The 19,696-nt window shown below is 65.8% G+C and carries 17 protein-coding genes; 8 read left to right on the top strand and 9 right to left on the bottom strand.

The genetic code is table 11. The features are described 5' to 3' along the window. Window positions 1–4: 4 nt before the first annotated feature. Together ACRCSW_RS20030 and ACRCSW_RS20025 are read right to left on the bottom strand one after the other, a co-directional pair. Window positions 5–472 carry a DNA polymerase III subunit chi gene (locus tag ACRCSW_RS20030; protein ID WP_438707416.1) on the bottom strand — a complete coding sequence of 156 codons (468 nt, stop codon included), beginning with the start codon at window positions 470–472 and terminating at the stop codon, window positions 5–7. A gap of 95 nt (window positions 473–567) precedes the next feature. Beyond that, window positions 568–2,037: a leucyl aminopeptidase gene (locus ACRCSW_RS20025; protein ID WP_438707415.1), complete on the bottom strand. Its 1,470-nt coding sequence runs from the start codon at window positions 2,035–2,037 to the stop codon at window positions 568–570. A gap of 176 nt (window positions 2,038–2,213) precedes the next feature. Here ACRCSW_RS20025 and lptF point away from each other — a divergent pair, with 176 nt between their 5' ends. Genes lptF through rsmA form a run of 6 tightly spaced genes read left to right on the top strand, consistent with a single transcriptional unit; the run spans window position 2,214 to window position 9,666 of the window. Beyond that, window positions 2,214–3,329 carry an LPS export ABC transporter permease LptF gene (lptF, locus tag ACRCSW_RS20020; RefSeq protein ID WP_438707414.1) on the top strand — a complete coding sequence of 372 codons (1,116 nt, stop codon included), beginning with the start codon at window positions 2,214–2,216 and terminating at the stop codon, window positions 3,327–3,329. Beyond that, a complete protein-coding gene (gene lptG / locus ACRCSW_RS20015) occupies window positions 3,326–4,423 on the top strand; it encodes an LPS export ABC transporter permease LptG (protein ID WP_438707413.1) in 1,098 nt (365 codons plus the stop codon). The genes lptF and lptG overlap by 4 nt, the downstream gene beginning before the upstream one ends. 1 nt (window position 4,424) lies before the next feature. Next, window positions 4,425–6,566, top strand: coding sequence for an LPS-assembly protein LptD (locus ACRCSW_RS20010; RefSeq protein ID WP_438707412.1), 2,142 nt, complete (start codon window positions 4,425–4,427; stop codon window positions 6,564–6,566). Between the two features lie 57 nt (window positions 6,567–6,623). Further along, window positions 6,624–7,826, top strand: a complete 1,203-nt coding sequence (locus tag ACRCSW_RS20005) for a peptidylprolyl isomerase (protein WP_438707411.1) — start codon at window positions 6,624–6,626, stop codon at window positions 7,824–7,826. After that, window positions 7,823–8,776 (top strand): 4-hydroxythreonine-4-phosphate dehydrogenase PdxA, encoded by a 954-nt coding sequence (gene pdxA / locus ACRCSW_RS20000; RefSeq protein ID WP_438707410.1) that lies wholly within the window; start codon window positions 7,823–7,825, stop codon window positions 8,774–8,776. Before ACRCSW_RS20005 ends, pdxA begins: the two co-directional genes overlap by 4 nt. 50 nt (window positions 8,777–8,826) lie before the next feature. Further along, complete coding sequence (rsmA, locus tag ACRCSW_RS19995; RefSeq protein WP_438707409.1) at window positions 8,827–9,666, top strand: 16S rRNA (adenine(1518)-N(6)/adenine(1519)-N(6))-dimethyltransferase RsmA; 840 nt, start codon at window positions 8,827–8,829, stop codon at window positions 9,664–9,666. A gap of 3 nt (window positions 9,667–9,669) precedes the next feature. On the opposite strand, the gene ACRCSW_RS19990 is transcribed toward rsmA, so the two are convergent. From ACRCSW_RS19990 to ACRCSW_RS19960, 7 genes are all read right to left on the bottom strand, one after another. Next, the gene (locus tag ACRCSW_RS19990; RefSeq protein WP_438707408.1) at window positions 9,670–10,554 is read right to left on the bottom strand and encodes a phosphotransferase; all 885 of its coding nucleotides are present in this window, start codon (window positions 10,552–10,554) and stop codon (window positions 9,670–9,672) included. Window positions 10,555–10,634: 80 nt separating this feature from the next. Continuing rightward, the gene (locus ACRCSW_RS19985; protein ID WP_438707407.1) at window positions 10,635–13,877 is read right to left on the bottom strand and encodes a PAS domain-containing protein; all 3,243 of its coding nucleotides are present in this window, start codon (window positions 13,875–13,877) and stop codon (window positions 10,635–10,637) included. 75 nt (window positions 13,878–13,952) lie between these two features. Beyond that, a complete protein-coding gene (locus ACRCSW_RS19980; RefSeq protein ID WP_438707406.1) occupies window positions 13,953–15,107 on the bottom strand; it encodes a DUF1501 domain-containing protein in 1,155 nt (384 codons plus the stop codon). Window positions 15,108–15,116: 9 nt separating this feature from the next. Then, window positions 15,117–16,784, bottom strand: a complete 1,668-nt coding sequence (locus ACRCSW_RS19975) for a DUF1800 domain-containing protein (RefSeq protein WP_438707405.1) — start codon at window positions 16,782–16,784, stop codon at window positions 15,117–15,119. A gap of 82 nt (window positions 16,785–16,866) precedes the next feature. Beyond that, on the bottom strand, window positions 16,867–17,226 hold the full coding sequence (locus ACRCSW_RS19970; RefSeq protein ID WP_438707404.1) for a DUF1304 domain-containing protein: 360 nt from the start codon (window positions 17,224–17,226) through the stop codon (window positions 16,867–16,869). Further along, a complete protein-coding gene (locus tag ACRCSW_RS19965) occupies window positions 17,223–18,389 on the bottom strand; it encodes a M20 aminoacylase family protein (protein WP_438707403.1) in 1,167 nt (388 codons plus the stop codon). Before ACRCSW_RS19965 ends, ACRCSW_RS19970 begins: the two co-directional genes overlap by 4 nt. A 99-nt stretch (window positions 18,390–18,488) precedes the next feature. Further along, complete coding sequence (locus ACRCSW_RS19960) at window positions 18,489–18,881, bottom strand: GFA family protein (protein WP_438707402.1); 393 nt, start codon at window positions 18,879–18,881, stop codon at window positions 18,489–18,491. 242 nt (window positions 18,882–19,123) lie between these two features. Here ACRCSW_RS19960 and ACRCSW_RS19955 point away from each other — a divergent pair, with 242 nt between their 5' ends. Beyond that, on the top strand, window positions 19,124–19,255 hold the full coding sequence (locus ACRCSW_RS19955; protein WP_438707401.1) for a hypothetical protein: 132 nt from the start codon (window positions 19,124–19,126) through the stop codon (window positions 19,253–19,255). Between the two features lie 93 nt (window positions 19,256–19,348). Beyond that, on the top strand, window positions 19,349–19,687 hold the full coding sequence (locus tag ACRCSW_RS19950; protein WP_438707400.1) for a TfoX/Sxy family protein: 339 nt from the start codon (window positions 19,349–19,351) through the stop codon (window positions 19,685–19,687). Window positions 19,688–19,696: the final 9 nt, after the last annotated feature.

Genomic DNA, 19,696 nt, shown 5'->3' with positions numbered 1-19,696 from the left:
CCCGTCAGCGCGCGGCGCTTTCCGCCTTCTTTTCCCAGCGCCCGCCCTCTTCCGACCAGTACTGCGCTGCATGCCCTGCCCCGGTCAGCGCTTTCCATTGCGCGCGGGCAGCGGCGACGCGGGTCTCGTCCGAGCCGTCGAACAGAACCCAGACCCGCTCCATCAAGGCCACCTCGGCGTCCTCGGCCACCGCCCCGTCGATCAGCGCAAGGACCTTCGCCCCGTTCGCCGGAGCCCCCTGCCCCAGAAGCACCGGCTGATCGGCGTCCTGCGGCCCGCCCTCGCGGCCATGTGGCAGGAAGCTCTCGTCGCCTCCGGCGAGCCAGAGCTGCCCGTCCAACCGGTCGAGCGCCGCGGGGTCGGTGCCCCGCACCATGACACGCCAGCCCTGGGCCAGGGCCCGCGGGGCATTCACCGCCAGCGTGTCGGCGGGGGTTGACCGGATCAGATGGTAGAACATCACCGTGCCCATGTGCCTAGTCTCTTGCGGGTCCGCTCATCGCGTGTCTTCGACGCTCTTCGCTGGCGCGGACCTTGCGAGGACCGACGCGAAGCGAGGGAGGAGCGTCACTTCTCGAACCGGTCGCGGATCAGCCGATCCAGCGACATGACCCCCCAGCCGGTCGCACCTTTCGGAGCAAGGGTGCTGTCCGATTTCAGAAGTGCCGTCCCCGCAATGTCGAGGTGGCACCAGGGCACATCGGCCTTCACGAACCGCTGCAGGAACTGCGCCGCGGTGATCGCTCCGCCGTCGCGGCCACCCACGTTCATCATGTCGGCGATCCGGGATTTCAGTTTCTGGTCATAGGCTTCGCCCATCGGCATCCGCCAGGCGCCCTCGCCTTCCGCCTTGGCCGCAGCCAGGAAGGCGTTGCAGAGGTTGTCGTTGTTGGAAAACACCCCGGCATTCTCATGGCCAAGGGCGACGATGATGGCACCCGTCAGGGTGGCGAGGTTGATCATGCCGGTGGGTTTGAAGCGTTCCTGCGTGTACCAAAGGACGTCGGCCAGGACGAGGCGGCCTTCGGCGTCGGTGTTGATCACCTCGATCGTGTCGCCCTTCATGGATTTCACGACGTCGCCCGGCCGTTGCGCCCGGCCGTCCGGCATGTTTTCCACAATCCCCACCAGGCCCACGACATTGGCCTTGGCCTTGCGCAGCGCCAGTGTCCGCATCACCCCGGCAACGACGCCTGCGCCGCCCATGTCCATCGTCATCTCTTCCATGCCCGCCGCAGGCTTGATCGAGATGCCGCCGGTGTCGAAGACCACGCCCTTGCCGATCAGCGCGAAAGGTGCCTCACCCTTCTTGCCGCCGTTCCACTGCATGACGACGACCTTCGAGGGGCTTTCCGACCCCTGCCCCACGCCAAGCAGCGCGTTCATGCCAAGCCTGATAAGCTCGGGCTCGTCCAGGACTTCGACTTCAAGCCCAAGCTCCTGCATCGCGGCAAGCCGGTTGGCAAAATCAAGCGTGGTGAGCACGTTTGCGGGCTCGTTCACCAGATCGCGGGTGAAGAAGACACCTTCGGCCACGGCGGTCATCGGGGCTGCGGCACGGGCCACGGCTTCGGGGTTGGCGGCCATCAGCGTGACGGGGCCGGGTGCTGTCTTCTCGCCGGTCTTGTGCGTGTCGAAATCGTAGGCGCGCATCGCAAGGCCAAAGGCCATGTCGGCGGCGCGGGCATGACCCTCGACCATCAGAAGCGAGCCGCCCGCCCCGTGGCTGCGCCCGACGGCAGCGCCCGCCTTGCGGGCCTGGGCCTGATCCGCCTTCTTCGGCAGGCGGATGATCTGAACCGCATCGGCGGCGATGCCGGGCGGGAAGGCCAGGTCCATCGCATCGCCCGGCTTGAGCTTGCCGAACGCGTCGGACGCCACCGCGCGGGTGAGCACGCCCTTGGTCAGCCGGTCAAGGCGCCGGAACGCCGGGCCATGGGGCTGGCCCGGGTCGGCGAGAACCGCGATGCGGCCCTTCGCGGTCGCCAGGGCTTCAAGATCGGTGGCCTGGAACTGGATCGGCAGGGGGTGGGGCATCTTGTGCTCGCTCTCGGGGATGGACGTTTCGGTCGCATCCGGGTGGGTTTGCCGCGACTTGAGCGGCGGCTTGCCGGGAAGCTACAACTGCCCCGGGCGAATGGCCAGATACCAGTTTTCGCCGCCGGTGATTTCCGCTAGGGTCGCCGCAACATGTTGTAGAGGCCGTACCGGGCGTGTCTAAATTCGACAGATATCTCTTGTCGCAACTTCTGGCGCTGTTTGGCTTTTTTGCGCTGATCCTGGTCGCGGTCTACTGGGTGAACCGGGCGGTCGGGCTCTTCGATCAGCTTATCGGCGATGGCCAGTCGGCGCTGGTGTTCCTGGAGTTCTCGATCCTGACGCTGCCGAACGCGATCCGCCTTGTGCTGCCGGTGGCGGCCTTTGCGGCGACGGTCTATGTCACGAACCGGCTGATGCAGGAAAGCGAGCTTGTGGTGATGCAGGCGACCGGCTTTTCGGCGTTCCGGCTGGCGCGGCCGGTCCTGTACTTCGGGCTTGCGGTCATGGTCATGCAGCTGGCGCTGACCAATGTGCTGGTGCCCGCAAGCCAGCGCATCCTGAGCGAGCGGAGCGCCGAGATTTCGCAGAACGTGACGGCCCGGTTCCTGAATGCGGGGCAGTTCATGCATCCCTCGAAGGGGATCACGCTTTACATCCGCGAGATCAGCCCGACGGGAGAGCTTCTGGACATCTTCCTTGCCGATGAGCGTGCGCCCGACGAAAGGGCCGTCCATACGGCGCGGAAGGCTTTTCTTGTGCGGGGCGAGGTGGCGCCGAAGCTGGTGATGGTGGACGGGTCGACCCAGACCTTCGCCCGCGCGGACGGCCGGCTGTCGGTGACCCGGTTTTCGGATTTCACGCTGGATCTGGCGGGCTTCGTCTCGGTCGCCGATACCGGGCGCACTGCGATCAACGCCCTGCCGACGCGCGTTCTGCTTGCCGCCTCGGCGGAGTCGCAGGCGGCAACGGGGGCGAACGAGGCGCAGCTTCTGGAAGAGGGGCATTCGCGGCTTGCGGCCCCGCTTCTGGCCGTGGCCGCCCCGCTGATCGGCTTCGCGGCCCTGATGCTGGGCAGCTTCTCGCGCTTCGGTCTCTGGCGGCAGATAGCGCTGGCAGTCGGCCTTCTGATCGCGATGCAGCTGGTCTGGACCTGGGGCGGAAGCGCGGCGATCACGTCGGCTACGGCCTGGCCGATGGTCTATCTGGCCCCGGCGCTTGGCAGCCTCACGGGGGCAGCACTCCTTTGGTACGCGCAGCGCCCGCGACGGGTCCGGGCGGTCCTGGCATGACGCTCAGCCTTTACATCGCGCGGCGCTTTCTCGGGACGGTGGCCCGGGTCTTCATGATCTTCTTCGCGATCCTGATGCTGGTCGACATGATCGAACAGCTGCGGCGGTTCTCGAATGCCGGGGTTGGTCTTGCGGGGGCGGCGCAGCTGTCGCTCCTCAGCGTGCCCCAAACGCTCTACCGCATCCTGCCGCTGATCATGGTGATGAGCGCGGTCGCGATGTTCCTTGGCCTCGCGCGGTCGTCCGAGCTGGTGGTCGTGCGGGCCGCGGGTCGGTCGGGCTTGCGGTTTCTGATGACGCCGCTTCTGGTGTCGGTGGCACTTGGGCTGCTGGCAGTCGCACTTTTCAACCCGCTGGTCGCGGCCACGTCGAAGGCTTACGACGACATGCGGGCCGAGCTGAGCCAGGGCGGGCGGTCGGTGCTGTCGGTTGCAGATACCGGGCTTTGGCTGCGCCAGGGGTCTGAGGACGGGCAGACGGTGATCCAGGCGGCCAAGTCGAACCCGGACGGGACCGAGCTTTTCGGAGTGACATTCCTTGGCTTTGACAAGAACGGCCTGCCCGCGACGCGGATCGAGGCGGAGGCCGCGAAGCTTGTTGCCGGGGCCTGGGAGCTGACCGGGACCAAAAGCTGGGACCTGACCGCGCCAAACCCCGAGCTTTCGGCGGTCCGCGAGGCGGGCCCGGTCGCCCTGCCCTCGGACCTCACGCCGGAACGCATCCGCGACAGTTTCGGCACGCCCTCGGCCATCGGCTTCTGGGACCTGCCGGGGTATGTCGCCGATCTGGAACGCGCCGGCTTTTCGGCGCAGGCCTACAGGTTATGGTACCAGATGGAACTGGCCCTGCCGCTGCTGATGGCCGCAATGGTCCTGGTCGCGGCGGGCTTTACGATGCGGCATGTCCGCTTTGGCGGCACAGGGAAGATGGTGCTTTTCGCGATGCTGGCGGGGTTTGGGATATACTTCCTTAGAAACTTTGCGCAAGCGCTTGGCGATACAGAGCAAATCCCGATCGCCCTCGCCGCCTGGAGCCCGCCGATTGCCGCAGTCATGCTGTCGCTGGCCCTGCTTTTGCATCTTGAGGACGGCTGAGATGGCGCGCCTCCTCGCCCTTCTTGCGCTCCTCGCGACCATGGCCCTGCCCGCGCAGGCGCAAGATCAGGCGACGCTTGTTTCGGACAGCCTTGAGATCACCGGCGACACGCAGCTGATTGCCGACGGCAATGTCGAGGTCTTCTTCCAGGGCCGCCGCCTGAAAGCGCAACGTATCGTCTTTGACCAGGCGACCAACCGGCTGGAGATCACCGGCCCGATCGTGCTGACCGAAGCCACGGGCGAGACCATCATCCTTGCCTCGCAGGCCGATCTGCAGGCCGATCTGTCCGAGGGCATCCTGACCAGCGCCCGGCTGGTGCTGAACCGCCAGTTGCAGCTTGCCGCCAACCGGATGGTACGGGTCTCGGGCCGCTATACAGCGCTGCAAAGCGTGGCGGCGTCGTCCTGCAAGGTCTGCGAAGGCGATCCCACACCCTTGTGGGAAATCCGCGCGAGCCGGGTCGTCCATGACGAAGAAGAGCGGCAGATCTATTTCGACAACGCTCAGTTCCGTTTCGGCGGGGTGCCGGTCTTTTACATTCCGCGCCTTCGGATGCCCGATCCGTCCCTGGAACGGGCGACCGGTTTCCTGATGCCCTCGTTGCGCACGACGTCCGACCTCGGCACCGGGATCAAGATTCCCTATTTCATCGTGCTGGGGAAATCGGCTGACCTGACGCTGACGCCCTACCTGACCGCGCGGGACAGCCAGACGCTTGGGCTGCGCTATCGTCAGGCCTTTGCTACCGGGCAGATCGAGATCAACGGCTCGGTCTCGCGCGACGATCTGATTCCCGGCAAGACCCGCGGCTATGTGATCGCCCAGGGCGCCTTTACGCTGCCAGGCCAGTTCCAGCTGGCCTTCAAGGGCCAGACGGTTACCGATCCGGCCTATCTTCTGGATTACGGGCTTGGAAACGCCGACCGCCTGGACAGCCGCGTCGAGATCAAGCGCACCCGACGCAACGAACACATCTCGGGCCGGATCATCAGCTTCCAGACGCTGCGCGAAAACGAAATCGATTCTGCGATCCCCTCGCTGGTGTCGGACCTGACCTTCCACCGCCGCTTCTCGCTGGGGCCGCTGGGGGGCGAAGGCGGGCTGCGGCTGCAGACCCACAACCAGTACCGCACTTCGACCAACCCGCTTGACGGGACGGATGGCGATGCCATTCCCGACGGGCGCGACACCGGCCGCATCTCGGCGCGGATCGACTGGCGGCGAAGCTTCATCCTGCCCATGGGGATCGAGGGCACGATCCTGGGCGAGGTTACCGCCGACGCCTATACGATCACCGACGATGCGACCTTTGCCGGCAGCACGACCCGCACGCATGGCAGTGCGGGGGTGGAACTGCGCTGGCCCTGGATGAAGGCCGGGGCGAACGGCGCAACCCATGTAATCGAGCCGGTGGTGCAGCTGATCTACGCCTCGTCGAATGCCGAGACCCTGCCGAATGAGGATTCCGTGCTGGTGGAATTCGACGAGGGCAATCTCTTCGCGCTTGACCGCTTTCCCGGATCGGATGCCGTCGAACGCGGGTCGCGGGCCAATGTCGGCGTGACCTGGACACGTTTTGACCCGCAGGGCTGGTCGATGGGTGTGACGCTGGGCCGCGTGTTCCGTGAGGAAGACCTTGGCCAGTTCGGCCCCGGTTCGGGCCTCGCAGGCGCACAGTCGGACTGGCTGGCATCGGTCAACTTCACGCTGGCGGACGGGCTTGCCTTGACCGGGCGGCTGGTGATGGACGACGATATGGACGTGACAAAGGCCGAGGCGCGCGCCACTTTCAACGGCCCGAAGACCTCGATCGCGACCTCGATGATCTGGGCGGTGGCCGATCCGATGGAAAACCGGCCGAACCCGACGCAGGAGTTGACCCTGGATGCGCGGCGCAAGCTTAATCCGAACTGGACCGCCAAGATGTCCGGCCGCTTCGACTTTGTCGCCGACCGGGGGACGGTTGCCGGCCTGGGTCTGGAGTTCCTGAACGAATGCATCCGGTTTGATGTTTCCCTCTCGCGTCGCTTCACGTCCTCGACTAGTGTGACGCCGACGACGGATTTCGGTCTGTCGCTGGATCTGATCGGGTTCGGGAGTGGTGTGACCGGGGGCCCGGCACGGACATGCCGGCAGTGACGGCGGCAGATGGGGCGGGCCCAAGACCCGCAAGATTGAGGAAGAGCGACTGAGGCGATGGGTTTCTCGTTTCTGAAACGGCAGACGGCGGCGCTGGTATTCGGCGTGGCCATGGCGTTCCCGGTCATGGCGCAGGATTTGTTCACGCCAAGGCTTTATGTGAACGACCGGGCGATCACGACGTATGAGCTGGAACAGCGGGCGCTGTTCCTGCGGGTGCTCCGCGCACCCGGCAACCCCGAGGAAGAGGCGCTGAAGGCCCTCATCGAGGACCGGTTGCGGCAAAGCGAGGCGGAACGCCTTGGCCTGGAGCTGACCGAGGACGAGATCCTGCTCGGCATGACCGAATTCGCCTCACGCGCGAACCTGACGCCCGAGCAGTTCATCGAGGAACTGGGCAAGGCCGGCATCGCCGCCGAAACCTTCCGCGATTTCGTCGCGGCCGGGCTTCTCTGGCGCCAGGCGGTGCGTGGGCGGTTCCTGGGTCAGGTCCCGATCAGCGAAGCCGATATCGACAAGGCGCTTGAGGCCTCGGCCCGACCACGCGCGCTGCAGGTGCTGGCCAGCGAGATCGTGATCCCGGCACCAGAGGGCCAGGAAGAGGCCGTGATGGCGCAGGCGCAGGAGCTTTCCGACACGATCAGCGGCGAAGGGGCCTTTGCCTCGGCCGCACGGCGCTTTTCTGCGGCACCCACGGCGGGTGCGGGCGGGCGGCTTGACTGGCTGCCGCTGGCGAACCTGCCCGCGGCGATCGGGCAGAAGATCCTGGCGCTTGATACTGGCGAAGTGTCCGACCCGATCTCGGTGCCGGGGGCGGTGGTCCTGTTCCTTCTGCGCGACGTCGCCAAGGATACGACCGCCGAACCGATTGCCGTGACCGTGGAATGGGCCGAGTTCCTGGTGCCCGACGATGCGGCCCAGATCGCGGAGATAAGGGCTGCCTCGGACAAATGCACCGATCTTTACGGCCAGGCGAACGGGCTGCCTGAGGACCGGTTGACCGTAACCAAGGGACCGCTGGCCGAGGTGCCGGGCGACGTGGCGCTGGAGCTGGCGAAGCTTGATCCCGGCGAGACCTCGATCGCGCTGACGCGCAGCGGCTTTCGGCGGATGCTGATGCTTTGCGGGCGCGAAGCGACAGTGGAACCCCCGCGGACCCGCGAGCAGATTCGCGAACAGGTGATCAACCAGAAGCTCGAGGGCCTCGCGGAGGGCTATCTTGAGGAACTGCGCGCCGCGGCCTTAATCCGCGAGCCGTGAGCGCACCCGTCCTTCTGACGTCTGGCGATCCGTCCGGAATCGGGCCGGAGATCGCAGCCAAGGCCTGGGCGCTGGGGGAACGGTTCGTCTGGCTGGGCGATCCCCGGCATCTGCCATCTGGCACCGATTGGCGCGAGGTGGCCGAGGGTGAGGCGGCGGGCGATGGTGCGCTGGCGGTCCTGCGCCATGACTTCGCAGGCCCTGCCCTGCCCGGCCAGCCCAATCCGGCGAATGCCGCGGGCGTTGTGGCGGTGATCGAGCGGGCGGTGCGGCTGGTCGGGTCCGGGATGGCCTCGGCGATCTGTACGGGGCCGATCAACAAGAAGGCGCTGAAGGACGGCGCGGGGTTCGCGTTTCCCGGCCATACCGAGTTTCTGGCGCATCTGGCGGGGGTGGACCGGGTGGTGATGATGCTGGCCTGCCCTGGGTTGCGCGTGGTGCCCGCGACGATCCATATCCCGCTGGCCGAGGTGCCGGGCGCCCTGACCGAAGGGTTGCTGGAAGAAACGATCCGGATCACGCAGGCGGGGCTGATTAGTGACTTCGGGATTTCTGCCCCCCGCATCGCGGTTGCAGGGCTGAACCCCCACGCGGGCGAAGGCGGGGCGATGGGGTGGGAGGACGAGCGGATGATCCGGCCGCTGATCGCCCGGCTTCAGGCCGAGGGGCTTAAGGTGACAGGCCCCTACCCCGCCGATACGATGTTCCACCCGGCGGCACGGGCGGGCTATGATGCGGCGGTCTGCGCCTATCACGACCAGGCGCTGATCCCGATCAAGACGATCGACTTTGCGGGCGGCGTGAATGTGACGCTGGGCTTGCCGTTCGTGCGCACCTCGCCCGATCACGGGACGGCGTATGATATCGCCGGGCGCGGGGTGGCGGACGCGTCGAGCCTGATCGCTGCGTTGAAGATGGCGCGAGAGATGGTGGCCGCGCGCGGGTGGTGACGTTGAATGCCTCCGGCGGGGATATTTCTGGCAAAGATGAAAGGCTGAGTTTGGGAACGATTGACGGGCTGCCCCCCTTGCGTGAGGTCATCCGGGCGCATGAGCTGGTGGCGAAGAAGCAGCTGGGGCAGAATTTCCTTCTGGACCTGAACCTGACCGCCAAGATCGCGCGGGCGGCGGGGGATTTGTCGGGCTGCGACGTGCTGGAGGTGGGTCCAGGCCCTGGAGGCCTGACACGCGGGCTTCTGGTGGAAGGGGCGCGGCGGGTGGTCGCGGTGGAGAAGGATGCGCGGGCGCTTCCTGCGCTGGCCGAGATCGCGGCGGTCTATCCGGGGCGGCTGACGGTTCTGCACGGCGATGCGCTGGAGATTGACCTCGCCGAGCACCTGAACCCTCCGGTCAAGATCGTGGCGAACCTGCCCTACAACGTAGGGACCGAGCTTCTGATCCGTTGGCTTTCTCCGCCGGTCTGGCCGCCGATGTGGTCCTCGCTGACGCTGATGTTCCAGAAGGAAGTCGCCGAGCGGATCGTGGCGAAGCCGCGGACGGACCACTACGGGCGGCTGGCGCTTCTGGCGCAATGGCGCACCGACGCGCGGATCGTGATGACGCTTCCGCCCGAGGCCTTTACGCCCGCCCCCAAGGTGCATTCGTCGGTGGTCCACCTTACGGAACTGGCCGAGCCACGTTATCCGTGCGATTTCAATGTATTGCAGCGTGTAACTGCCATGGCTTTCAACCAGCGCCGCAAGATGCTGCGGTCCAGCCTCAAGGGCCTTGGTCCCGACATCGAGGCAAAGCTGGAAGCGCTTGGCATTCCGCCCACCGCGCGGGCCGAGGAGATCGGGCTGGAGGGGTTCTGCGCGCTGGCCCGTGCGGTGAAGGGATAGCGCCTAGCCCGTCCGCGCCGTTGCGAGCGCTGCGCGGTAGGTGTCCAGATAGTTCGCAGTGTAGGTCTGGTAGTCGAAGTCGAGTTCGGAGTGGATCTCCTGCACCATCGACCACATCGCCTCACGCAAAGCCGCAGCTGCCTTCATCGCCCGGTAGCGCCGCCACAGGTCATGATCCGGCACCCCGCCGAAGTAGGTCTGAAGCACCCAGGCCTCCTGCGCGGGATCAAGACCGTTGTTCGCCGCAAGCCCGCCAAGATCGAAAAGCGGCGAGCCCCAGCCGGCGTAGTCCCAGTCGATCAGCCACATCCGCTGGCCGTCATGCAGGAAGTTCGCGGGCAGAAGATCGTTGTGGCCGAAGACCATCTCGATCCTGCCGACGGCGCGTTCCAGCTCTGCCGCCTCGTCCAGAAGCCCCGGCAGTGCGGGCAGATGGCGTGATGCACCGGCCTTCAGCGTACCCGCATAGTCGCGCAGGACCTGGAAGACCCAGAAGGTCAGCGCGGGCCCCCTGAGGTGGCGGGGGATGTCTCGGTGTACCCGCATGACCAGCCGGAGCGCCTGTTCCAGAAGGTCTGGCTGGCAGAGGTCTTCGGCTGTCATCGTGCGCCCTTCGACAAAGTCGATCACCAGCGCGCCGGGCTCATGATAGATGACAGCGGGCGAAACTCCGGCGGCGTGGGCGGCATGGGAGGCTGCCAGTTCGTTGAAGCGCATGATCTGGTGGACGGGAATGTCGTCGCCGATCCGGACCACGGCACGGCGGCTGTCGTCCGTGACGAGGACGTTGAGATTGGTGATCCCGCCGCCGAGTGGTTTGCCCTTGGGCCTGCCCTGCCAGATCGGCAGGCCAAGGGCCCGCGCGACGGGATCCTGACGGTCGTTCATGGCTGCCCCTTTGTTCCCCATCCGGGAAAATGCGCGTAGGCACCGGCGCTGTCAAAGGACTTTCGGTTGCGGCCCGCCCGTCAGGATGCGTTTGCGGGGCTGAGGCACCGCGAGAGCGCTTCGCCCAGCATTTCCATCCGGATCGGTTTTGCGACCACAGCCGTGAACCCGCCGCCAAGATAGTCGCGGACCTGATGCGTCATCACATTTGCCGTCACCGCGATGGCCGTCACCGGCTCACGGCCAAGGCTTGCGGCAAGATCGTTGAGGGCGGCGAGCGTCGCCATGCCGCTCATGCCCGGCATGGCGATGTCCAGAAGCACGGCATCGAACCGCTCGTCACGGTAGCGCTGCAGGGCGGCATGACCGTCGGCAACGATCACCGACCGGACCCCAAGCGCCTGCAGCATGCTTTTCAGGATGATCCGGTTCGTCGCGTTGTCTTCGGCGGCGAGCACCGTCATGTCGGGAAGCTTGTGAAGGCCCGTCGGGCCAAGCGGCGCGGTCGCCCCGGCCATCACCGGCAGATGCAGATCGACGCGCGCCTTCACCCCCTGCCCCATCCGCGAGTTCAGCGTGACCTCCCCCTGCATCAGCCGGGCAAGACGCCGCACGATCGGCAGGCCAAGCCCGGTCCCGACATGGCTTCGGCGCGTGCCGCCCATGCCTTGGGCAAACTCGTCGAAAGCCCGGGCGATTTCGGCTTCCGACATGCCGATCCCGGTATCCTCGACCTCGATGACGATGCGCTCTGGCGACAAGCAGTCGATCTCGACCCGGACCGACCCCGCTTCGGTGAACTTGAGCGCATTGCCCAGGAGATTGTGCAGGATCTGGATGAGCCGCATCTCGTCGCCGTAGCGAAGCTCGTCCGGCCCGCCGCCGGTACAGCGGCTGATCAGCTGGACGCCGCGTTCGTTTGCGGTGGTCTGATGCAGTGCCGTGACCCGGGCCAGGATATCGGCCAGCCGGATCGGCCGCGGCTGCAGGACCAGGCGCCCGGCCTCGATCTTGGCGAGGTCGAGGATGTCGTTGATCACGCCCAGAAGATGCTCGCCAGAATCGCGGATGACCTGGACCATGGCCAGTTCCGACGGGTCGGCAAGGCGCCGGGCCAGAACCGTCGCCATGCCGAGAACCCCGTTCAGCGGCGTCCGGATCTCGTGGCTCATGGCGGCCAGGAAATCGGACTTGGCGCGGTTCGCCGTCTCGGCCGCGGTCATCGCGGCGTGGAGCCGGTCGGCGTGCTTCACCTCATCCGTCACATCGGTGAAGGTGCAAATCATGGAGTTGTCGGTTCCCACAGCGGACAGGCGCGCGGCTGTGGTCGAAAGGACGCGGCGCTCTCCCGTGGGCCATTGGACGTCGAGCCGGATCTCCTGCATCCCGGGCTCGCCCGCCGAATAACAGGTGGCTCGCAGGTCAGCCGTACTGATCGGCTTGCCGGCAGGGTCCTTGACATCGGCTGCGTCCAGGAACGTCAAAAGGTTGTCGCCCGCGGCGATCCGGCCTCCCAGCACCCGCTCGGCGGCGGCGTTCGCGAAGACGACCCCGCACTGGTCGTCGATCACCACGATGCCCGAGACCGACGCTTCCATGATCCGCGCCAGGGTGTCACGCTCGCGCGCCAGTGCCGATTCCAGGGCTTTGGCGGGGGTGATATCCAGGTTGATGCCGCTGGTCTTCACCGGGCGCCCCGAAGCGGTCCACTCGATCGCCTGCGCGCGCGTCAGCACCCAGACCCAATGGCCGTCCCGGTGACGAAGCCGGACTTCGTGCTCGACCTGCCACTGGCCCGCGTCGAAGGCCTGCTTCTCGTGCGCGATCAGCGCCTTGGCATCATCGGGGTGCAGCAGACCCAGCCACTGCTGCAGGGAGATCGGGTTCATCTCGGCCGCGCTGTAGCCCAGAATTTCGGCCCACCTGTCGCTGACGAGCGTGATGCCGGTGCGCATGTCATGCTCCCACGTCCCGACCCGCGCGCCGTCGATCACCTGGCTCAGCCGCCGTTCGGCTTCGGATTGCACCGTCACATCCAGCGTGATGCCCGATATCCGCCGCGGGCTGCCGTCGGCCCGGCGCGCGGCGACATGACCGCGGGTCAAGAGCCAGACCCATTTGCCGTCGCGGTGGCGCAAGCGGCAGCGAAGCTCGAAGTCTTCCTGGCGGTGCAGAAAAAGCTGGCTCTGGACAGTGAACACGGCAATGCGGTCGTCGGGGTGCACAAGGTCGGCAAGCGCATCAAGGCCAAGCGAGGGGCCAAGGCCCAGCATCGTCTCCCAGCGGTCGTTGATCGTGCTGAAGCCGTGGTCGGCGTCCCAGTCCCAGACCGCGATCTCGCCGCCGTCGACCACCTGCTGCAGGCGCCGGTCGGCCAGCCTGCGCGCCGTCACGTCTTCGTAAAGCCCAACCGTTTCGCGCGCGGGGGTCGAGCGTTCGCGGACCCAGATCAGGCGGCCATCGGCAAGTTCGTCTTCGTTGTCCCAGACCTCGGTCAGGGGCCGGTCAAGCCTGCGCTGCAGGTTTTCTTCGTCGCGCTCGCCCTCGGCGCCAAAGACCCCGCGCTGAATGGCTGCGCGCAGAAGATCGTCGTAAAGCGCACCCTCGCCGATCAGATCGGCGATCCGGGCAAAGACGCGGGTGTAGGGCGTGTTCCACAGAACCAGCCGGTCGTCGGCGTCGAAGACGGCAAAGCCATCATCCAGCGCTTCGATTGCCGCGAGGAACCGCGATTTCGTCGCCGCAAGCGTTCGGCTTTCGGCTTGCAAGGCTGCCGTGGCCTCGCCGCGCAGAAGCACCGATGACACGGCCCGCCCCAGGGAGGTCAGGAGGAAAACCTCGTCCTCGGCCCAGTTGCGATCCGGCTTGCTGCAGTCAAAGCCGATCACACCGAACAGCCGGTCGCCATCGCAGAGCGGCACCTTCAGCGACGAATGGATGCCCACATCAAGCATGAACCTGTATTCGGGCCACGCCTTCGGCAGCTCGTCGCGATCCGGGACAGTCACGATCTGGCCAGCGCTCAAGGTCTTGTGCCAGTTCGGCCGAAGGCCAACCGGCTCTGCCTGCATGCCGGACTTCAGGGCCCGGACACCGGGGGCCACCCATTCATGCGAGTTGCTGTAACCAGTCGCGGGGTCATGGCGGAAGACAAAGGTCCGGTCGAAGGCGCAGGCCTGCCCGACCACGGCCAGCACCGCATCAATTTCGCTGTCGATGGTTTCCGGAGTGACGTCGAGCAGCCGGTTCATCAGCTCGACAACAAGGAACTCGATCCGCGCGGGACGCGCGGACAATGAGGCGGGCTGTCCGGCGTACTCCATAGGTCCTCTTGTCACTGAAGGACGATTATCCTTCAGAAGGCCGGGACCCGCAAGGTTGCTTGTTTCAGATCCGCCTTACCCCCAAAGCCCAAGCGGTGCGGGCGTATAGCCGGGGAAGACGATGCCGGGATCGGAAAACCGCATGTGACCGGTCAGAAGTTCAGCCAGAACAGCGCGATAGTCGGTCACCACCGCCAGATCGGCGCCCTCTTCCAGCGCCTCGCTGGAAAGGCCCGGCCAGGCGCCGACCATCCGGCCGCCTTTGGACTGCGGCCCAAGCACCATCATGACATTGCCCCGGCCATGGTCGGTACCGCCACCGGTATTGGACCGAAGGCGGCGGCCGAATTCGCTCATCAGCACGACGGAAACGTCCTGCTGCAAGGGGCCAAGGTCGCGCCAGAAGGCCATGACCGCCTGCGCCAGGCCGCTGGTCAGGCCGTCGAACTGCCAGGTTTGCCCGACATGTGTGTCCCAGCCCTGGGCATCGACCGTCGCGACCCGAAGGCCAAGGTCTTCCTTGATCGTCTGCGCCACTGTCATCAGGGGCTGCGAAAGCGGATTGTTTTCGGGATAGGCTTCGGCGGGAACATAGGGCTTGAGATCGCCCGCGGATTCCGACCAGAGCCTTCCGCCGATGATGTCGGAAAGGCCGATCAGATCGGCAAGCGGCCGGGCAAGCGGCCCGTGATCGCCGAAACCCGAGATCAGCCGCGCACGAAGCGCAGGCGACAGCCAGTTCCCTTGCGCCAGCATCAGATCGCCCAAAGCCTCGGCAACCGCCGCTTGCGCCCCAAGGAGGCTTGCCGGCCGCATCGCGCCGACAGCCAGCGCAGGCATCTGGCCACCCGGCTGAACCGCCTGCAGCCAGCGGCCGATCCAGCCCGACGGATCGCCCGGCGGGAGCGAGCTGCCGAAAAGCCCACGCTCGATCCGTGCCTCAGCGTCGAAGTGGCTGCGGGTGGCTTCCGGAAGTCCGGCGGCATGGATCAGCGACAGATCGCCCGCATCGTAAAGATCGGCAAGGGGCGCAAGACCCGGATGGAACCGGAAATCGACATCCGCTACGTCCTGCCGGATCACCCGCCCTGCCTTGTCGCCCTCACGCAGCACCCGCAGCGCTTCGGGCCGGGCGGCGATGAAATCGGGATCGCTGGTCGGCGATACAAGTGCCAGGCCATCGGCCCCGCCGCGCAGGAAGAGCACCACAAGGATTGGATCACGCGCCATGCGGGCCTCCTATCGCAACAGGAATTCAGGGGTCAGCGCCGCGAATGCGATGGCTGTCGTGGCCAATCCCTGCCGGTTCTCGGGCGAAAGATCGGAAGCCGGAGCGGCCAGGTCATCCCCCGTAACCTCGGCCAGCTCGCGGGCCAGATCGGCCCCCCGCGCAGGCACCAGCGCCGAGGTCTGCCGGGCGATGAAATCGCCGACCGCCTCGCCATCCGTGACCGCGGCAAGGTCGATGCTTACCGCGCCGAACCAGTCGTCATGCGCATAAAGCGCTAGATCGACCAACCGGTTCAGTGTGCTCGCCCCCGTCCAGGCTGCGGCTTTGTCGGGGTGGCCCGTCGGCGGCCCATATTCGTGCTGCCGCCACCCCGCCCGGCTCAGTTGCCACTGATAGGCGTTCTCGGTGCCCGTCACCTCGGCCCCCGACGCGCGGTAAAGTGCGGCCAGAAGCTCGAACGGACGGCGGAGCTTGGTCGGCGGTGCCTCGAACTCGGGCGACAGGACCAGAGTGCGGATCACCTTGGCGATTTGATCGGGCGCGTCCGCTTCGGCAAGGAAGACCTGCACCAGACGGTCGACCAGGCCGTCGTCCGGATCGTCCGCAATGAACCGCCGCGCGATCTTGCCGCAGACATATTGCGCCGTCTTGGGATGGCGCGCCAACATGTCGAGCACTTCGTCGCCATCCTCCATCGGACCGCGGTTCGGCGCGAATTCGCGGCCGAGGATGCGCTTCTGGTAGGGGTCATGCCATTGGGAAATATAGTAGAACTGCCCGGTCTTCGGCGCTTCTTCGCCTTCGGAAAGCCAGCGCCCGTCGCCGACCGACCAGCCGGTGAAGGCGCGCGCGACCTCGTAGACGTCAAGGTCCAGATAGCCCTCGGCCAACCCCTCGGCAGCACCCGGCACATCGCGCCAGGCATCGTAGCGGTCGTTCAGGTAGTTCCGGGCGCCCAGGGTGTGCAGCTCCAGAAGCTCGCGCGCGTAGTTCTCGTTCGCCGGTGACGCCCGGCTGTCGGCATTGTTGAGGTAGTAAAGCATGGCAGGCGAGCGGGCCACATCGCCCAGCATCGCACGGAAATTGCCGAAGGCGTGGCCGCGCAGCATCCTGTCATGGACCGGGAACAAGGCGGCAGTCGTCTCGTCCTTGGTGGAATTGACGCTGAAATGGTTGTGCCAGAACTGCGTCATCACCTCGCGCAGCTGCGCCTCGGCATGGACCGCGCGGATCAGGCTGGCCGCGATCACCTCGGATGCCGGCCGGGCGCGTTCCGAGTAATCCATGCCGACGACCGGGTCCCAGGCCAGCAGGCGGATAAGCTCTGCCGGATCCGCGCCAAGCGTGCCAAGCGGCCGAAGCTCGTCCATCGCGGACCAGCTCCTGCCAAGCTCATCCGACCCCGCAGGATACCATATCCGAAGCCGCGCTGCTGCAAGCCGGGCCTCAAGCGCCGCGTCGGTCGGCCCCATCGCAAGCTGCGCCTCGAGCCAGGCCTCGCGGCCCAACCCGGCGATCGCGGCGCGGGACGAGGCATTGGCGCCAAAGGTCAGCCGGTTCAGCCAGAGGTCGTCGTCTGCCGCCAACGCGGCCTCGGCCATCTTCGGAAGCGGGACGCTTGCCGCGGCAAACGCCGCGAGAAGCCGGGTGTGGAACATGCGCCGTGTGATCATCATGGCCATCCCTCCGTTGGGCGAACCTTGCCACGACCACGGCATGGCGCAATTCACAGCTTTTGGAGCAAGCGGAACCCTGCCGTCAAAAGCCTACAAACACGGCAATAAGTGCCAGTGCCGCCGGAGCCGCCTGGACATAAAGGATCTTCCGCGTCGCGGTCGCAGCGCCGTAAAGCCCCGCGATAAGCACGCAAGCGAGGAAGAAAATCGAGATGTCCCACCCCTCGCCCGGCACCCCAAGCCACAGCGCCCAGATCAGGCCGGCCGCAAGAAACCCGTTGTAAAGGCCCTGATTGGCGGCCAGCACCTTCGTGTTCAACGCAAAGTCAGCCGAAATGCCAAAGGCGCGGCGGCCAATGGCAGTTTGCCAAAGAAACATCTCCAGCACGAGGATGTAGAGGTGAATAAGGGCCACAAGGCCCACCAGAACCGCGCCGATCATGCTGCGGGCATCCGGGTTTCGGCCATCTCGGCATACCAGGTGGCGCCGAAAGGAATGGCCGCGTCGTCGAAGTTGTAGGCCGGATGGTGGACCATGGCAGTATCTCCGTTCCCAAGGAAGATGTAGGCGCCGGGCCGTTCGTTCAGCATGAAGCTGAAGTCCTCGGCCCCCATCAGGGGTGGCGTATCGGTATCGACATGGGCCGAGATCTTCCGCGCCACCTCAGCGGCATAGTCGGTGTTCTGCGGCGCATTCACCGTGACCGGATAGCCCCGCTGGTAATGCACTTCCGCCCGCGCCCCAAGCGCCAGCGCCGTGCCTTCCACGATCTGCTCAAGCCGGGTCTCGACATAGTCCTGCACTTTCGCCTCCATCGTCCGGACCGTGCCCTTCATCTTCACCACCTGCGGGATCACGTTATGCGCCGTCGAATCCGTCTCGACCGTGCAGACCGAGACGACGACCTGCTTCAACGGGTCGACATTGCGGCTGGCGATGGTCTGCAGCGCCACGATGATATGGGCGCTGACCACGGTCGTATCGACGCATTCATGCGGCTTTGCGGCATGCCCGCCCTTCCCCGTCACCACGATCTCGAACTGGTCCGCCGCCGCCATCATCGGGCCCGGACGGATCGCGAAATGCCCGACCGGGATGCCCGGCATGTTGTGCATCCCGTAGACCTCCTGCACGCCCCAGCGGTTCAACATCCCGTCCGCCACCATTTCACGGCCCCCGCCCCCGCCCTCTTCAGCCGGCTGGAAGATGCAGACGACCTTGCCGTCGAAGTTCCGCGTCTCGGCCAGGTACTTCGCCGCGCCCAGAAGCATCGCCGTATGCCCGTCATGCCCGCAGGCATGCATCTTGCCGGGAGTCTTCGAGGCATAGGGCACCCCCGTCTGCTCATGGATCGGCAGCGCGTCCATGTCGGCCCGAAGGCCGATGACCCGGCCCTTCCCATCCGTCCGTCCCTTGATCACCGCAACCACACCGGTGCGCCCGATCCCTTCCACCACCTCGTCGCAGCCGAACGACCGGCAAAGCTCGGCCACCTTGGCCGCCGTGCGGTGGACGTCGAACAGAAGCTCCGGGTGTTCATGGAAATCCCGGCGCCAGGCGGTGATCTCGGGCAGAAGCTCGGCGAAACGGTTCTTGACGGGCATGGGCTATCTCCTTTGGATAAAAGGTGGACCCGGCGCGCGAAAACGGCAAGCCCTGCCGCCGATTGCGTAGCGTGGCACATCCGCGACCTGCATCTCGCTTTAGAACCACATGTCCGCCACAGAGCGGCCGTCGGGCGGCAGGTCTTCCCACGTGTTCAACCCGTCGAAGTGACTGACCTTGATCGCACCAACGGCATCCGGTTCCGCCAGCCGCAGGTTCACTGCAATACGACGTTGACCTGACGGGCGTAGTTTCAGAGCCCGCCAATAGGCCAGGCATCCGCAGGTCTTGCAGAAGTGAAAGCCGATGCTCTTGTCGCCCCAGACATAGGCCTCGGTCGGCCCCGAAACATGGATACGCTCGCCTTCAAAATCATAGGCCCAAAGCACGCCATAGCGCCTGCATAACGTGCAGTTGCAGGCCGTAGCCTGATCCGGCAGGCCATCAAACTGCCAGCGCACGACGCCACAGTGGCAGGTCCCGGTGATCATTCCGATGCGATCCCAATCCAGAAGGCGAGCAGTTTGATGCTGAGGTTTGCTTCTCTGGACGTCAACTGCCTGACGTTGCGGCACTGGGGTCAGGAAAACCATAATGTGATCTGGAACCTGTTGCCGATGTCGCACATATCGCGTCATACGTCGTAAAAACGTCACGAACCCGGCTTGTTGCGGCCTTGACGTCAGGCAATATCGGAAAAAGTCGAATAAAAACTGAGGAACGGAGCAGTCACATGGCAACGAAACCCAGCCAGCCCCAGCAAGGTGGCACCAGCGGGCAGACCCAGCAGCAGCAGGGCCAGCAGTCCGGCGGGTCTACCCAGCAGGGCGGCCAGCCGATCTTCAAGGATTGGGCCTCGATCTGACCCCCCTGCCCGGCTCGCTAAGCCGGATGACCAGAGATTGACAAGACGAGGGCCAGCCGTAAGGTTGGCCTTGTTTTGTTCCGGGCCCTACCGATGTCGAACCCCGTCTCTTCCATCCCCAATCTCGGCCCTGCCTCCGAGCAGGCCTTCGCCCGCGCAGGGATAACGACTGCCGAGGAGCTTCGCGAGCTAGGCCCGGATGAGGCTTACAGCCGTCTTCTCGCCACGGGCTCGCGCCCGCATTTCATCGGCTACTACGTGCTGGTGATGGGCCTGCAAGGCCGCCCCTGGAACGACTGCAAGGGCGACGAGAAGAAGGCGCTCCGCAAACGTTTTGACAAGATCTGCGCGGGTTTCAACGGTTCCGAGGCGAAACTCCGGGCCGATCTGGAGGCGACGCTGAGCTTCCTTGGCGTGATCGAACGCCAGTAGGGTGTGCGT

This window comes from Tabrizicola sp. (genome assembly GCF_051645465.1).
GTDB lineage: Bacteria > Pseudomonadota > Alphaproteobacteria > Rhodobacterales > Rhodobacteraceae > Tabrizicola.
This window is presented reverse-complemented; position numbering and strand designations above follow the sequence as displayed.

Excerpts from the sequence above, each read along its gene's own strand:
- ACRCSW_RS19950 (WP_438707400.1), top strand. The coding sequence starts at position 19,349 with ATGTCGAACCCCGTCTCTTCCATCCCCAATCTCGGCCCTGCCTCCGAG.
- ACRCSW_RS19960 (WP_438707402.1), bottom strand. The coding sequence starts at position 18,881 with ATGATCACCGGGACCTGCCACTGTGGCGTCGTGCGCTGGCAGTTTGAT.
- ACRCSW_RS19970 (WP_438707404.1), bottom strand. The coding sequence starts at position 17,226 with ATGATCGGCGCGGTTCTGGTGGGCCTTGTGGCCCTTATTCACCTCTAC.
- lptG (WP_438707413.1), top strand. The coding sequence starts at position 3,326 with ATGACGCTCAGCCTTTACATCGCGCGGCGCTTTCTCGGGACGGTGGCC.
- ACRCSW_RS19975 (WP_438707405.1), bottom strand. The coding sequence starts at position 16,784 with ATGATGATCACACGGCGCATGTTCCACACCCGGCTTCTCGCGGCGTTT.
- ACRCSW_RS19985 (WP_438707407.1), bottom strand. The coding sequence starts at position 13,877 with ATGGAGTACGCCGGACAGCCCGCCTCATTGTCCGCGCGTCCCGCGCGG.
- ACRCSW_RS19990 (WP_438707408.1), bottom strand. The coding sequence starts at position 10,554 with ATGAACGACCGTCAGGATCCCGTCGCGCGGGCCCTTGGCCTGCCGATC.
- ACRCSW_RS20005 (WP_438707411.1), top strand. The coding sequence starts at position 6,624 with ATGGGTTTCTCGTTTCTGAAACGGCAGACGGCGGCGCTGGTATTCGGC.
- ACRCSW_RS20025 (WP_438707415.1), bottom strand. The coding sequence starts at position 2,037 with ATGCCCCACCCCCTGCCGATCCAGTTCCAGGCCACCGATCTTGAAGCC.
- ACRCSW_RS19980 (WP_438707406.1), bottom strand. The coding sequence starts at position 15,107 with ATGGCGCGTGATCCAATCCTTGTGGTGCTCTTCCTGCGCGGCGGGGCC.
- ACRCSW_RS19955 (WP_438707401.1), top strand. The coding sequence starts at position 19,124 with ATGGCAACGAAACCCAGCCAGCCCCAGCAAGGTGGCACCAGCGGGCAG.
- ACRCSW_RS19965 (WP_438707403.1), bottom strand. The coding sequence starts at position 18,389 with ATGCCCGTCAAGAACCGTTTCGCCGAGCTTCTGCCCGAGATCACCGCC.
- ACRCSW_RS20010 (WP_438707412.1), top strand. The coding sequence starts at position 4,425 with ATGGCGCGCCTCCTCGCCCTTCTTGCGCTCCTCGCGACCATGGCCCTG.
- ACRCSW_RS20030 (WP_438707416.1), bottom strand. The coding sequence starts at position 472 with ATGGGCACGGTGATGTTCTACCATCTGATCCGGTCAACCCCCGCCGAC.